15 protein-coding genes are annotated in these 14,675 nt (G+C 57.2%); 5 read left to right on the plus strand and 10 right to left on the minus strand.

Translation table 11 applies throughout. The features are described from left to right. Window positions 1-52 precede the first annotated feature (52 nt). Window positions 53-1,180 (minus strand): AI-2E family transporter, encoded by a 1,128-nt coding sequence (locus I6N98_RS10865; RefSeq protein WP_198568387.1) that lies wholly within the window; start codon window positions 1,178-1,180, stop codon window positions 53-55. A 29-nt stretch (window positions 1,181-1,209) separates the two neighbouring features. Further along, the gene (locus I6N98_RS10870; protein ID WP_198568388.1) at window positions 1,210-1,446 is read right to left on the minus strand and encodes a sulfurtransferase TusA family protein; all 237 of its coding nucleotides are present in this window, start codon (window positions 1,444-1,446) and stop codon (window positions 1,210-1,212) included. A gap of 200 nt (window positions 1,447-1,646) precedes the next feature. Between I6N98_RS10870 and I6N98_RS10875 the strand changes: the two genes are divergently transcribed. After that, window positions 1,647-3,083, plus strand: a complete 1,437-nt coding sequence (locus I6N98_RS10875; RefSeq protein ID WP_198568389.1) for a M48 family metalloprotease — start codon at window positions 1,647-1,649, stop codon at window positions 3,081-3,083. A gap of 74 nt (window positions 3,084-3,157) precedes the next feature. On the opposite strand, the gene nadA is transcribed toward I6N98_RS10875, so the two are convergent. From nadA to eda, 3 genes are all read right to left on the minus strand, one after another. Further along, window positions 3,158-4,201 carry a quinolinate synthase NadA gene (gene nadA / locus I6N98_RS10880; RefSeq protein WP_198568390.1) on the minus strand — a complete coding sequence of 348 codons (1,044 nt, stop codon included), beginning with the start codon at window positions 4,199-4,201 and terminating at the stop codon, window positions 3,158-3,160. A 149-nt stretch (window positions 4,202-4,350) separates the two neighbouring features. Continuing rightward, window positions 4,351-4,839 carry a BLUF domain-containing protein gene (locus I6N98_RS10885; protein WP_198568391.1) on the minus strand — a complete coding sequence of 163 codons (489 nt, stop codon included), beginning with the start codon at window positions 4,837-4,839 and terminating at the stop codon, window positions 4,351-4,353. 149 nt (window positions 4,840-4,988) lie between these two features. Then, entirely contained in the window at window positions 4,989-5,609 is a 621-nt protein-coding gene (eda, locus tag I6N98_RS10890; RefSeq protein ID WP_198568392.1) for a bifunctional 4-hydroxy-2-oxoglutarate aldolase/2-dehydro-3-deoxy-phosphogluconate aldolase, read from the minus strand. A 166-nt stretch (window positions 5,610-5,775) separates the two neighbouring features. On the opposite strand from eda, the gene I6N98_RS10895 reads away from it, so the two are divergent. Then, the gene (locus I6N98_RS10895) at window positions 5,776-6,234 is read left to right on the plus strand and encodes a GAF domain-containing protein (protein ID WP_198568393.1); all 459 of its coding nucleotides are present in this window, start codon (window positions 5,776-5,778) and stop codon (window positions 6,232-6,234) included. 49 nt (window positions 6,235-6,283) lie between these two features. Beyond that, window positions 6,284-7,285, plus strand: a complete 1,002-nt coding sequence (locus I6N98_RS10900; protein WP_198568394.1) for an AraC family transcriptional regulator — start codon at window positions 6,284-6,286, stop codon at window positions 7,283-7,285. Window positions 7,286-7,390: 105 nt separating this feature from the next. On the opposite strand, the gene I6N98_RS10905 is transcribed toward I6N98_RS10900, so the two are convergent. The 4 genes from I6N98_RS10905 to I6N98_RS10920 all read right to left on the minus strand — a co-directional run bounded on the left by I6N98_RS10905 (window position 7,391) and on the right by I6N98_RS10920 (window position 11,327). Continuing rightward, window positions 7,391-8,371, minus strand: a complete 981-nt coding sequence (locus tag I6N98_RS10905) for an NAD(P)H-dependent flavin oxidoreductase (protein WP_198568395.1) — start codon at window positions 8,369-8,371, stop codon at window positions 7,391-7,393. A 14-nt stretch (window positions 8,372-8,385) separates the two neighbouring features. Then, the gene (locus tag I6N98_RS10910) at window positions 8,386-9,621 is read right to left on the minus strand and encodes an acetyl-CoA C-acetyltransferase (RefSeq protein WP_198568396.1); all 1,236 of its coding nucleotides are present in this window, start codon (window positions 9,619-9,621) and stop codon (window positions 8,386-8,388) included. Between the two features lie 26 nt (window positions 9,622-9,647). Beyond that, the gene (locus tag I6N98_RS10915) at window positions 9,648-10,415 is read right to left on the minus strand and encodes a crotonase/enoyl-CoA hydratase family protein (protein WP_198568397.1); all 768 of its coding nucleotides are present in this window, start codon (window positions 10,413-10,415) and stop codon (window positions 9,648-9,650) included. Window positions 10,416-10,553: 138 nt separating this feature from the next. Then, window positions 10,554-11,327 carry an SDR family NAD(P)-dependent oxidoreductase gene (locus I6N98_RS10920; protein ID WP_198568398.1) on the minus strand — a complete coding sequence of 258 codons (774 nt, stop codon included), beginning with the start codon at window positions 11,325-11,327 and terminating at the stop codon, window positions 10,554-10,556. A 600-nt stretch (window positions 11,328-11,927) separates the two neighbouring features. Between I6N98_RS10920 and I6N98_RS10925 the strand changes: the two genes are divergently transcribed. Together I6N98_RS10925 and I6N98_RS10930 are read left to right on the plus strand one after the other, a co-directional pair. Further along, entirely contained in the window at window positions 11,928-13,157 is a 1,230-nt protein-coding gene (locus I6N98_RS10925) for an NAD(P)/FAD-dependent oxidoreductase (RefSeq protein WP_198568399.1), read from the plus strand. 33 nt (window positions 13,158-13,190) lie between these two features. Next, window positions 13,191-13,511 (plus strand): 2Fe-2S iron-sulfur cluster-binding protein, encoded by a 321-nt coding sequence (locus I6N98_RS10930; RefSeq protein WP_198568400.1) that lies wholly within the window; start codon window positions 13,191-13,193, stop codon window positions 13,509-13,511. Between the two features lie 120 nt (window positions 13,512-13,631). On the opposite strand, the gene I6N98_RS10935 is transcribed toward I6N98_RS10930, so the two are convergent. Next, window positions 13,632-14,657 carry a phosphotransferase gene (locus tag I6N98_RS10935; protein WP_198568401.1) on the minus strand — a complete coding sequence of 342 codons (1,026 nt, stop codon included), beginning with the start codon at window positions 14,655-14,657 and terminating at the stop codon, window positions 13,632-13,634. Window positions 14,658-14,675 lie beyond the last annotated feature (18 nt).

The raw sequence follows: 14,675 nt of genomic DNA on the forward strand, positions 1-14,675 counted from the left end.
ATACTTGTTGATTTGGTGCTTGTTGAGTTCGTGCTTGCCCGTTCAGTGCTAATCAATTAGTGCTGGGGTCAGACTGGGGCAACGGCTCGTCGCCACCCTCCTCTGGACCCGCCTCCCGTGCCTCTCCGGCTCGATAATTGTGCCGGGGCCAGGCGTAAAGGATGGCCTTAAACAGCGTCGCCAGGGGTATGGCAAAAAATATCCCCCAAAAGCCCCACAGACCACCAAATACCAATACCGCAACAATAATGGCCACCGGGTGCATATTCACCGCCTCAGAGAAAAGCAGCGGCACCAACACATTGCCATCCAGCGCCTGGATTACTCCATAGACAATGCAAACGGTAAAAAACTCACTGCCCCAGCCCCATTGCAGAAAAGCCACCAGCAATACCGGTACCGTGACCACGGCCGCACCGATATAGGGAATGAGTACCGAGAGCCCGACCGCCAGTGCCAGCAAGGCCGCGTAATTGAGCCCCATCACCGCAAAAGCGATGTAGGACACCACACCAACAATCACGATTTCTACGGCTTTGCCGCGCACGTAGTTCGCCACCTGATCGTTCATTTCTTCCCACACCGAGGTCAACAGTGGCCGGCGACTGGGCAGGAACCCCGCCAACCAGTCCAGAATCAGGGCTTTGTCCTTAAGGAAGAAAAATACCAGGATGGGAATGAGCACGACGTTGATCATCAATGCCAAGACATTGGGCAACTGTGCCAGTGAGAAGGACACCACATACTGCCCCACCGAAGCCACTTGGTTACTGGCCATGGCCATCCAGTCGCGGATTTGCGCCTCGGTGAACAACTCAGAGCGCTCAGGCAACACCAGCAAGAGTTGCTGCAACTTGCGCAGCATGGTCGGCAGCTCCTGAACCAGATTCACCGCCTGCTGCCATACCAGCGGCAGCAGCAGTATCAGAACGCCAAGAAACAGGGTCAAAAACACCAGATAGGCAATTAATACCGCCACCCAGCGGCTCGCCCCCATGGCCATAATTCGCGCCAGCAGGCCCTGCATCATAAAGGCCAGCACCACACTGGTGATAATGGGGATCAGCATATTGCCGACCACCACAAACAGCAGCAGCCCCATCAACATCATCAGCAGCAATACCACCGACTCTTCTTCGGCAAACAGCCGATCAAACCAGGATCGCAGTATTCTTAACATGATAGAAAATTCCCCGGTCCTTTTGGCATTCAGTCCGCGCGTTTCTCAATGATATAACGGTACTGCTGCGCATCGTGTTCAGAGAGATGGAGAATATTGCCGCTCTGTCGGCAGAAGGCGTCGAAGTCGCGCTGAGAGCCCGGGTCAGTGGCGACCACTTCCAGCCTCTCCCCCGACTGCATGCGATTGAGGGCTTGCTTGGCTTTTAATAATGGCAGTGGGCAATCCAAGCCACTCGCATCCAGTCGCTGGGCGATATCAGTCATAGTAGGATCGGCTTCCTCGCTGTGATGTGTTCTTAGCCATCGGGCTGACAGCGCAGTATAGCCCGGGGAAGGACGCCACCCAAGCTGGCACTTTTAGCGCCGGCATCGGTCCTAGTGTCAATACGCGCAGTGATAGCATTTTAGTTGGAGCTGGCCGGAGTCTGCTATCATCTGGACCATAAAGTAAAAAAGGATGCACCGTGTATCGACGCGCACTGATTGTACTTAGCGCCCTGCTGTTTCACATTGGCCCCGCGGCTGGCGGCGGCAATGGTGATGATCTACCCGACCTCGGCGACGTCAGCGCCTCCCCCTACTCGATGCAACAAGAGCACGAGCTCGGTCGCGCCTGGCTGATGATGTTCCGTGCCCAGGCCGATACCCTCCCCGACCCGCTGCTGCAGGACTATACCGAAAATCTGCTCTACCAACTGGCCGCCAACAGCGAGTTAAAAGACCGCCGACTGGAAACCGTGCTGGTGGACAACAGCACCATCAACGCCTTTGCAGTGCCCGGCGGTGTTATCGGCATTCATACCGGGCTGTTTCTCAACGCCGATAACGAGTCACAGTTTGCCGGCGTGTTGGCCCACGAACTAGCCCACCTCAGCCAACGCCATTTTACTCGCTCCCTGGACAAAGCCCGGGAAGCCACCCTGCCCACTCTGGCCGGGTTGCTGGCCGGTGTGATCTTGGCCGCCACCACCCATTCCGACGCCGGTATTGCCGCTATTACTGCCTCCCAGGCAGCGGCACTGGAAAACCGGCTGCGCTTTAGTCGTCAGCACGAGCAGGAGGCCGATCGCCTCGGCATGGATACCCTTGCCAAGAGCGATATGGACCCCAACGGCATTCCCTCCATGTTCGAGAATATGAACGAGCGAGTCCGCTACGCTCGCGCTAAACCGCCTGAATTTTTACTGACTCACCCGCTGACCGATAGCCGTATCAGCGACAGCAAAAACCGAGCGAGACAGTACCCCCGGCAGGTCTATACCGACAACCTCAACTTTCAGTTAATGCGGGCCCGGGCTGTGGTGCACCACAGTAACAAGCCCGAGGATTTGCTCAGCCGCTGGGAAGATACCCAAGGGCCCAACGGCGAAGCCCATCGCTATGGCCGCACCCTGGCGCTGCTTAAACTGGAGCGCTGGGACGACGCACGGCGAAGCCTCGAGGTCTTGTTGAATAAGGACCCCGGTCGCATTGCCTACCAGTGCGCCCAGGGCAGTTTGTTAATTGGGGAAAAGCGCTACCAGGAAGCAATAAGCTTCTTGCGCAGCCGGCTGGCTCTCAGCCCTGATAACTACCCGCTGACCATGCTGCTGGCCGATGCCCTGCAGCAGGATGGCCAGGTGGGGGCCGCCGATAAACTACTGACAGACTTCAGCGAAGTGCGTCCGAATGATCCGGCACTGTGGTATCAATTGGCGGAAGTGCGCGGCTTGGCACGCAATATCCTCGGCGTGCACCGCGCCCGGGCAGAGTATTTTATTCTGGTGGGTCAGTTCGAACGCGCCAGCGCCCAGCTCCGCTACGCCTACCGACTGGCAGGGGATAACAGCGTGCTTGAGGGGCGAATTCGTCAGCGACTACGAGACATCGACGAGCTGAAAAAACGCATTGAAGAACTGTAGAGCGGCGCTCCGCTCTACAGCATTGAAATGATGTTACCCAAGTGAAGTAGCGCTATGCACAAGCGCCGCCAGGCCTAGCGCCGGGCAGCGGCAAAATCCAGCATACGGGTCAGCGGCTTCATGGCCTTGGCACCCAGCTCAGGATCAACCTCAATTTCATTGCCCCCCTGCTCCAGCACCGTAACCAGGTTTTGCAGGCCATTCATGGCCATCCAGGGGCAGTTGGCACAGCTGCGGCAGGTAGCGCCGTTGCCGGCAGTGGGCGCGATAATCAGCTCCTTGTGGGGCACCAGCTGTTGAAGCTTGTAGAAAATCCCCTGATCCGTAGCCACGATCACCTGCTGGTTGGGCAAGTCCCGGGCAGCGTTAATAATCTGGGTGGTCGACCCCACCACATCCGCCAGCGCCACCACTGACGCCGGTGACTCGGGATGCACCAGTACTGCCGCCTCCGGATAGACCTTTTTCAGGTCGAGGATGCCCTGAGCCTTAAACTCCTCGTGAACGATGCAGGCACCGTCCCAAAGCAATACATCGGCACCGGTCTCCCGGGCGACATAATCGCCGAGGTGCTTATCCGGCGCCCACAGAATCTTTTCCCCCTGGCTGTCCAGGTAGTCCACCACATCCAGCGCAATGCTGGAGGTCACCACCCAATCCGCCCGGGCCTTCACGGCCGCTGAGGTATTGGCATAGACCACCACGGTGCGGTCGGGGTGCTGGTCACAAAAGGCGGCAAACTCATCCGCTGGGCAGCCAATGTCCAGGGAGCAAGTCGCCTCCAGGGTAGGCATCATGACCCGCTTTTCAGGCGACAGGATCTTGGCGGTTTCCCCCATAAACTTAACGCCGGCCACCACCAGCTGCGAGGCCGGGTGATCGCGGCCAAAGCGGGCCATTTCCAGGGAATCGGACACACAGCCGCCGGTCTCCTCGGCCAGCGCCTGGATTTCGGGGTCGGTGTAATAATGCGCCACCAAAACCGCGTCACGCTCCTTGAGTAGGGACTTAATGCGGTTGCGCAGGGCGTCTCTCTCGGACGGGGGCATGGGCGACGGTTCGTTCAAGCGCGCCAAGTGCTCCCGAACCAATTCTTGCGCGATAGCCTGTTCCGCCATACGACGTCTCTCCAAACTGCGGAATCTTAAAGCGGTATTTTAACAGATTGTGAGGTGATCACGGAATTTCGAGGTTATTTATTGAAGCTTGGCGGCGAATAGGCCGTTTTGCAGGGTGATTGGGTCTGCATCCCGATTCGCCAGGGCGTCTAATCGTCCCGGCTGCGCCAACGCCCTTCCAGGAATTGCTCCAGCAAGTTGGCGGTATCGCGATTTTTCAGCGAGCGGAGCCGCGTGCGCGGCAGTGCCGGAGCGCCATTTCCTTCAAGCCTGGTGAACACTTTTTTTCCTGCCTCACCATAGGCCGCCGACATGCTGGAAAAATCCCGTTGGGATATCGGCTTGTGGACGAGCTTGACGGTCTGGCGGCTGACTTTGTCGATGGACATGGTTTTATAGAGCCGGTCCACTTCCTGCTCCGGCCCCTCAATGACATGAAAAAGCCGACGCCCTTCGCACAGGCTCACTCCAGTCAGCGCTCCAGCGTCAACCTGTTGATAGTGGTCTTGCAGGTGCGCTTCCAGCTCCACCTCGTCCAGTGGCGCTTTTAGCTGCGCGGTATAGATGCAGTGCACCAGCTTTTGGTCTCGGTATCGCTGCTCGCGCTTTTGGTCGTCACTATCACGTTTACCCGACATGGGTCGCCGCCCCTACTCCAAGGTCACGGCAGGCAGTATAAGGCTAAATACGTATGTTAGAGCAACTTTATTGCGCGAAATGTGAACTAAATCACATTGGTATCGGGGTATGCACGATTGACTGTCCCGCTGCTCACCTCATCACTAGACTATTTTTTGTACAGCTCCGTCAGCATACTCAGGCAGCCCGAGCGATCGTCGCGCAGCGCCTGCATGGACGGCACCAGCCAACTCCCGCCTACACAGCTCACACACTCCAGGGCCAAAAAGTCGCGATAATTACTCTGCTTAATGCCCCCGGTCGGGCAAAATCGCACGTCGGCAAAGGGCGCCGCCAGGGCTTTGAGGAGGGGCACACCACCAATTGCCGACGCGGGGAAGAACTTCAAGACTCGGTGGTCGTCGGCCATCGCTGCCATCAGCTCAGTAGCAGTGGCAACGCCGGGGATATAGGTCGTCAGGGTTTTGCGGGCAATGGCCGACAACTCGGGTGAAAACCCAGGGCTGATAACAAAATCCGCTTCATCCACCGCCCGCAGCATCTGCGGCCTGTTGAGGACCGTACCCACCCCAACCAGCGCCTCTGGCATGGCGTCCCGAAATACTGCCACCATTTGCCAGGCATCCGGGTGGCGCAGGGTCACCTCAATGGCGGGCACGCCCGCCTCTGCAAAGAGCTCGGCGCAGGCCTTGGCGTGATCGAGGGATTCAAACTGCGCCACCGGCATTACCGGTGCGGCACTGGCTAATACGGTATTGGCATCTTTCATTGCGACTCCTGTTAAACGTGCTGGTTGTGGCCCAGACGGGCATGTTGAGGCATTTATAACGCGATAGGTAAAGCCTGCTAGACTAATTAAGGAAAATCGCCACCGCTTAATCGCTGGCAGCGGGCAACTCCCGCAACGGCAATGCCTCTATCACTGGATGTCCTCCATGCAAGAATCGACCTCACATCGACGTGTCACAGCCAATTTGCCCGCCGATCCGATCATTAACCGGGCTCTGGAGCTCGGCTGTCAACGGCTGGGGCTCAGCACAGGCATTCTCAGCCACGTGGTGGGCGACACCTATTATGTGGTCGATGTCAGTGCGGTAGATGATACCTTTCAGCGAGGTCAGCACTATCCCCTTAAGGACACCTACTGCCGGGATGTCGTCCACAACCGCAAAACGATTTCCATGTCTGGCAGCAGTGCCCTCAACCACATTCAGGCTCACCCCTTGTACCAAACCTTTCCCCTGCAAGCCTACATCAGCACACCGGTGTGGCATAAGGGGGCGGTATGGGGCACCCTAAACTACTCCAGCCTACTTGAGCAGCGCGAGCCCTTCACCGCCGAAGAAATCTATTTTTTAGAAAGCCAGGCCGCTATGATTGCACGACGTCTCTAGCAACGATCTTCGCCTCAGCTAATTCCGTCCCCTGGGGCCGGTCACCGACATGCTCAATATTTCCATTTCCAATTACTTTGTCCGAGCGGTGCTTCACCACGCCCCCGCCGCCGGTCTGGATCGCACCGAATTGCTCCGTCAAGCCGGCATTCCTCCTGAGCTCTATGACCAGCACTACGCGCGAATTTCGGCGGTACGCTTTGCCATGCTGCAAGCCAAGGCCGTGCAAGCCATGGGCGATGAGTTTCTCGGTTATGGACCCAGACGCCTGCTCCCCGGTACCTGGGCCAATATGTGCCACGCAGTCATTCACTGCCCGACACTGGGGGAAGCCCTGGATCGCTGCTGCAGCTTTTATCGCATGTTTGAGGACGGCCTACAGCCCAGCCTGGAGCGGCACGGGGAGCACCTGCGGATTACTATCGAGGCTGGGCGGTCCGATTTTGACTACACCCTCTACGCCTGGGAGCAAATGATGTACACCCTGCACCGCTTTGCCAGCTGGCTGGTGCGGCAACACGTGCCCCTGGTGTCAATTGACATGGCAGCCCCAGTGCCGGCCCATATCGACGACTACCGACATGTGTTTTTAGGGCAACCGGTGCAATTTGATCGGCCGCGATTTGCCCTCACGTTGTCATCGCAGGTGGCGGCCTTACCACTGGAGCAAAATGAACAATCCCTGCATCACTTCCTTCACCACCCTTTGCTGGTGCTTTTGGTGCAGCAATACAAACAGCAAAGTTGGTCCCAGCGGGTGCGCCAAGCGCTGAGCAAAAACCTCCACCTCAGCCCCACCATTGACGACATCGCCGCCGACCTGAAGCTTCACCAGCAGACTCTGCGCCGCCGGCTGGCCAGTGAGGGTGCCAGCTACAACGAGATCAAAAACCAGTGCCGACGGGATACCGCACTGTATTATCTCGGCAAGCCCCATCTGTCCATCGAACATATCGCGTTGCAGACCGGATTTTCCGAGACCAGCGCCTTTACCCGGGCCTTTAAACAGTGGACAGGGGTCGCGCCGCGCCTGTATCGGCGCCGTCAGTAAACCACCCCATCTACTGACAGGCTCAGGCACTGAGTAGACACAAAAAAGCGCGGCATGTTGCCATGCCGCGCCGCGTCAATGAGGCTTGTTGTTTTTTTGGAGGAGTTAGTCCGCGAAGGGTGTGGTGAGTCGCTCGGCGATCAGGGCCTTGGCCTCGCTCACCATGCGGTCCAGCAGCTCCTGACACGTCGGGATGTCATTGATCAGGCCAATCACCATACCTGCTGTCCAGATACCATCATCGGTATCGCCACCTTCCAGTACTTTTTCGCGACCCCGAGCACCAGCCACCAGGGGCTGTAGATCGGCAAAATCGGTATCGCCGTCCTTGCCTTCTATCTCCAACACTTGCTCGGCAATGGCATTGCGGAATACCCGGGCGGTGTTGTTCAAGGTACGGAAGATCAACGCCGTTTGACGCTCATCGCCCTGAACCATTGCCTGCTTGACGTTGTCGTGGATCGGGGCTTCCTGGGTGGCGCAGAAGCGAGTCCCCATATTGATCCCCTCTGCGCCCAGCGCAAAAGCCGCTACCATGCCCTGAGCATCGCCGATACCGCCTGAGGCGATCATCGGAATTTTCAGTTTGGCTTTCGCCGCCGGCAGCAGGATAAGGTTGGTGACGTCGTCTTCGCCGGGGTGACCGGCACACTCGAAGCCGTCGACACTGACCGCATCCACACCCACTTTCTCCGCTTTGAGAGAGTGGCGCACCGAGGTGCACTTGTGAATGACCTTAACCCCGTTCTCCTTGAAGTAAGGCATAAAAGGCTCCGGGCTGCGCCCGGCGGTTTCCACAATGCGGATACCGCCTTTTACTGCCGCTTCCGCATACTCATCGTAAGGTACCGGATTGATGGTAGGCAGGATGGTCAGGTTCACGCCAAAGGGCTTGTCGGTCATTTCCTTACAACGAAGAATCTCTTTGTACAGATCCTCCGGAGTCGGCTGCGTCAGAGCGGTAAGAATACCCAAGCCACCGGCATTGGATACGGCGGAGGCGAGCTCTGCTCGCCCTACCCACTGCATACCGCCCTGGATAATGGGATATTTAGTGCCCAGCAATTCAGTTACACGTGTTTTCATTGCTCAGGCTCCGCTTACATACGCTCGATAATAATGGCCGGCGCCATACCGCCCGCAGCGCACATGGTGATCAAACCGCGTTTCAGGTCGCGGCGCTCCAGCTCGTCCAGCACCGTGCCAATCAGAATGGAACCCGTGGCACCGATGGGGTGACCCAGCGCCATTGCACCACCATTGACGTTGACTTTGTCGCGGTCGAGGTTGAGGTCGCGGATAAATTTCTCGGCCACGACGGCAAAGGCCTCGTTGATTTCAAACAGGTCGATATCGTCCAAAGTCAGGCCGGCTTTGGCCAGTACTTTCTTGGTGGCGGGTACCGGGGCATTCAGCATCAAGGTGGGGGAATCACCCATATTGGCCATCGCCACAACCCGGCCGCGGGGCTTCAGGCCGTGCTTCTTGGCGTACTCGGGGGATGTCATCAGCAGTGCTGCGGCACCGTCCACGACACCCGAGGAGTTACCACCGTGGTGAACGTGCTTGATTTTCAGGTCGGGATACGCCTTGTTGACCAAGCCAGCGTAGGTGGTGCCGGCCTCGTCCAGAGGCAAATTGGCCAGCTTCTCAAAAGCAGGGTTTAGCTGAGAGAGCGCTTCCAGCGTGGTGCCGGGACGGGGGAATTCTTCTTTGTCCAGGGCCAACGTACCGTCTTGCTTATAAACCGGCACCAGGCTCTTGTCGAAATGGCCATTCTTGATAGCGTGATCGGCGCGCTCCTGGCTGACCACGGCCAACTGATCCAGGGCCTCACGTTCGATGCCTTCCAGTGTCGCAATCGCATCGGCACAGATACCTTGGTGGGGCTGGGGATGCATTTCCCGCAACACCAGGTTGCCGTTATCCAGGAACATGGAGGGGTTATTCTCCGCGTGCCCGTAGTTGGACATCATTTCAGTACCACCGGCGATGACCACGTCCTCAAAACCGGCTGAGATTGTCGCCGCCGCCAGGTTGACGGTGGTAATGCCCGAGCCACAAAAACGGTCCAGGGTCATGGCACTGCTTTTTACATCGTAGCCCGCTTCCAGAGCCGCCATACGGCCCAGGTCGCTGCCCTGCTCGCCGCGCTGGGAGCTGGTGCCCCAGATAATGTCATCTACATCGGCAGTGTTCAGGTTGTTGCGCTCGGCAATCGCCTTGAGCACGGTGGCTCCCAGGTGATGGGGGTGAATACCGGCCAGGGCGCCTTTGCCCGCTTTGCCAATACCGCGGGGGGTACGGCATGCATCAATAATCCACGCTTCAGTCATCGCTAAATCCTCTCAAGAATATTGGCTTACTTGCCCTTCCAATTGGGGGCACGTTTTTCAGCAAAGGCTTTTGAGCCTTCAATGGCGTCTTCACTGGAGAAAACCGGGTCGACAATGGCGGCCTGATTCTTCCACATTTCCTCTTCTGACCAGTTGCCAGATTCCACCACAACGCGTTTTGACGCCAGTACCGCCATGGGGCCATTAGCCGCGATGGTTTTCGCCATTTCCAGGGCACCTTCCAGAGCGCTACCCGCCGGCACGATGCGGTTGATCAGGCCCAGTTCATAGGCCCGTTGGGCGCTGATAAAGTCGCCTGTCAGTGCCATTTCCATGGCGATGCGGGGGGGAATTTGCTTGGGCAAACGCATCAGGCCACCGGCAGCAGCCGCCAAGCCGCGTTTTACTTCGGGGATGCCAAACTTAACGTTGTCGCCCACAACCAGCACGTCGCAGCTCAGGGCCAGTTCGCAACCACCGGCCAGGGCGAAACCTTCCACAGCACCAATCAAGGGTTTTTGCGGCAGTTTCTCGACCAGCCCAGCAAAACCGCGGCCCTTAATCATGGGCAGCTCGCCAGTCACGAAGGCTTTCAAATCCATACCGGCACAAAAGGTGTTGTCGGCACCGGTGAGAATGGCGGCGCGAATTGAGTCGTCGCTATCCAATTGATCCATTGCCGCCGCAATGCCTTTGGCGACGGCCAGATTGACGGAATTCTTTGCTTTCGGACGATTGATGGTCACCACCATCACGCCATCTTCTACATTTACTAAAACTGCATCTTCGCTCATCGCTTGACTCCTCCCCGTGGAAATCCAGTCGCGCTGCCACTATGTCCAATACCCATTGGTTTAGCCCGTCAGCGGCTTATACATCTGTCGCGTGAAAATAAAATGGGCCGGTTAACCGGCCCAAAATCAGCGCCCGCCTTAGCGAGGCTGCATGCGGATGGCACCATCCAGACGGATACATTCGCCATTCATGTACTCATTCTCTGCCATCATCACAGACAGGTGAGCGATCTCTTCAGGGCGACCCAGACGCTTGGGGTTAACCACGCTGTTTTCCAGCGACTTGTAGGCTGCCTCGGGCAGAGTTTCAAACAAGGGCGTGTGAATCAGGCCGGGTACGATAGTGTTAACGCGAATGCCGTAAGAGGCCAGATCGCGAGCCATCGGCAAGGTCATGCCCACAACGCCGCCTTTGGAAGAGCTGTAAGCCACCTGGCCAACTTGGCCTTCGTAAGCGGCAACAGAGGCAGTGTTGATGATTACACCGCGGGCGTTCACGCCGTCGTAAGGGTCATTTTTAGCCATTTGCTCAGCAGCCAAACGAGCAACATTGAAGGTACCGATCAGGTTCACTTCAATAACAGTTTTGTAGGCGTCCAGCGGGAAGGCGCCATCTTTACCCAGGGTTTTAATGGCGTTGCCGATGCCGGCGTAGTTGTTACAAATGTGCAGACCGCCCCATTTGGCAACAACGTCGTTGATTGAGCTTTGCACAGACTCTTCGTTAGTCACGTTGACGTTGTAGAAAGCAACGTTATCAGCACCCAGCTCGCTGATGATATTGTTGGCGCGCTCTTCGTTCATGTCGAAGATGGCAACCTTGGCCCCTTTGGCCACATAGGCGCGGACGGTGGCCTCACCGAGACCTGATGCGCCGCCAGTAACGATCGCTACTTTTCCTTGCAAATCCATGGTGATACTCCTCTAGCAGTGTGGGTTGTTTTAAGTAATACCGTCATTATTTATGAGGGACGGCCGGTCATCGCCTGCAGGTGCCCAGTTAAAACTTGTTAGAACATGGGATACGGCGCCGAGCAATAAACTGATCGCAGCAGCAATCACACCACGGTGCCCCCGCACAGTGGAGCGTTATTTTGTGCAAGAGCGGGTCGTGCGGCAATGGTCGCCGCCGACATTTTTATTGACATTTTGTTACACAGTTTTAGTAAACAGGATCCGCTCTCCCGCTGTCAGAATCTTGGGCCAAACGGCGTATTTAAGCCCGATTCGCCGATCAAAGCGGGCATCCTGCTTTTGCCGGTGGCGCCTTACCCTGTAACGATAACAACATTTCATGACATTCCTTGTGATGCCGACATCTATAAGCCCTTGCCTCACGCGCTAGGCCTTTCAACCCTAAGACAGGCTCTGGAAATATAAAATTGTCCTGTCCGGCAACATCCAAAGTTTGTTAATTAGCGACAGGATTTGGCCTGAGTGGGACGCACGGTATATGATTGGCGCCCTTCGGAGTCCCAGAACAACAATCACTATTATAGAGAGCCTCACACTATGAGCACTGAACATTGTGTCATCGTTGGCGGCAGCCACGCCGCCGCTTCCATCGCCGCGGCCCTTCGCCAGGAAGGTTGGGAAGGAAAAATTTCCATCGTCGGTGAAGAGCCCCACATGCCCTATCACCGTCCACCGCTTTCAAAGGCCTACTTCTGCGGCGAGAAAAACGAGCACGAGCTGCTGATTCGCCCCGAGAGTTTTTATGAGAAAAATGACATTGACCTGGTGCTGGGCTCACGGGTAGTTGGCATTGACCGGGAAGCCAAGAAACTGACTCTTCACGACGGCGGCGAAATCCCCTACACCAAACTGGCCCTGACCACCGGCGCCAAAGTTCGCAAAATCCCCTTCACTGGCCACGAGCTGCCCGGGGTGCATTACCTGCGGGACCTGGGTGACGTGGACGAAATCAAAAAATACGTGACTGAAGGTGCCTCTGCGGTGATCGTCGGCGGCGGCTATATCGGTCTGGAAACTGCGGCATCACTGCGCAAACTGGGTATGAAGGTCACCGTACTGGAGGCCATGTCTCGGGTGCTGCAGCGGGTCACTGCGCCGGAACTGTCGGCGTTTTACACCCGCATCCACACTGAAGAAGGGGTCGATATCCGCACCGATGTCACCCTGGAAGAAATCACTGGCGACGGCAAAGTCAACGGCGTGAGGCTGGCCGACGGCACGGTGATCGACTGCAAACTGGTAGTGATCGGCGTTGGTGTTATCCCCGAAACCGAGCTGGCCGAGCAGGCCGGTCTGGTAGTCAACAACGGTATCGTGGTGAACGAGTTTGCCCAAACCAACGATCCGGATATTGTCGCGGCGGGTGATTGCACCTTCCATCACAACCCCATCTACAACATGGATATCCGCCTTGAATCTGTGCAGAACGCCACCGATCAGGGCCGCATTGCCGCTAAAACTCTGTGTGGCAACCCCACCGCTTACAGCGCTCTGCCCTGGTTCTGGTCCGACCAGTATGATCTGAAACTGCAGATTGCCGGCTTGTCGCAAGGCTATGACCAGGTTGTGGTTCGCGGGGACACTACCAGCGGCCGCAGCTTTGCCGCCTTCTACTTTAAAGAAGGCCGCCTGCTGGCCGTCGATGCCGTCAATAGTCCCAAAGAGTTCATGATGTGTAAGAAAGCCTTGGCTGCTGGCCAAACGGCTGACCCCAACAAAGTCGCCGATCTCAGCATCGAGCTCAAAGACCTTTTCACCGCGCCATAGGCGCGGATCAACGACACGGAAACAGGAATCACCATGCCAACAATCAAGTTTGTCACCCACGACGGCAACGAGCAGGAAGTCGAGGCTGAATCCGGCACTACTGTGATGCAGGCAGCCATGGACAACGGCATTGACGCCATCCTCGCTGAGTGTGGCGGCGCTTGCAGCTGCGCTACCTGCCACTGCTACGTTGACGAAGCCTGGACTGACCGCATGCCAGAGGCCGATGAGATCGAAAAAGACATGCTGGACTGTGTGCTGGAGCCCCAGGACAACAGCCGCCTGAGCTGTCAGATCACCGTCACCGACGACCTGGATGGAATCGTCATCCGCCTGCCCGAATCTCAGTACTGATCTCTGTCTCCGTATCGCGCAGAGTGGCTAAGCCCAGAACGGCGTAAAATATCGGGCACAAAAAAACGGCGGGATATCCCGCCGTTTTTGTTTCTCCTCGCCAGGGCGATCATCCATCCCTTAGCGACTTTCCTCCACCAAGGCGATACCCAACTCCGCCAATGGCTTAGCCAGGGCGCCGTAGTCCATGGCTTTCTGGCTGGAGGCATTGCCATCCAGGGCGCGCTTGTAGACTCCCTGTAAAATGGCGCTGAGACGGAAAAAGGAAAACGCCAGGTAAAACTCCCAGTTGTCGATGCCGTCAATTCCCCGGCGCTCGCAGTAGCGGGCGACGTACTCTTCCTCGGTGGGAATGCCCAATGCTTTGCGATCGGTATTGCCCAGCCCGGGAATGGCGGCAGTACCTGGTATCCGCAACTGCATGCATTGGTAGGCCAGGTCGGCATAGGGGTGACCCAGTGTCGACAGCTCCCAGTCCAACAGTGCGATGACCTCAGTGCTATCCTTGGCCAGCATCATGTTGTCGAGCCGGAAGTCACCGTGGACCAGGCAGGCCTGACCGTCGTCCTCGGGCACGTTGGCTTGCAACCACACAATGAGCTTTTCCATCGCCTCGACGGTTTCCGTTTCACTGGCCCGATACTGTTTGGTCCAACGACTGAGCTGACGCTCAAAATAATTGCCCGGGCGGCCGTAGTCGCTCAAGCCCACCGCATCCACGTCAACGTTGTGCAGGTCTGCCAGGACCTTGTTCATGTTGTCGTAAATGGCGCTGCGCTCCTCGGCGCTTTGCTCAGGCAGAGAGGCGTCCCAAAATATGCGGCCGTCCAGAAAGTCCATCACGTAAAACATGGAACCAATGATGCTGTCGTCGTCGCACAGCACCCGCATGGCGGGTACCGGCACCGGGGTGTCGGCCAGTGCCGACATCACCCGGAACTCCCGGTCTACCGCGTGCGCGGATTTAAGCAGGTTGCCCGGCGGCTTGCGACGCAGCACATAGCGGCCGCTGGCGGCCTCGATCAGGTAAGTGGGGTTGGACTGACCACCGGCAAATTTTTCGGCGGTCAACGGCCCCTTAAAGCCGTCGATATTGGCTTCCAGATAACTGCACAGCTTGTCGGTATCCAGATCAAAGTTGGACATCACTCAATTTCCTCCGCA

Source organism: Spongiibacter nanhainus, from assembly GCF_016132545.1.
GTDB lineage: Bacteria > Pseudomonadota > Gammaproteobacteria > Pseudomonadales > Spongiibacteraceae > Spongiibacter > Spongiibacter nanhainus.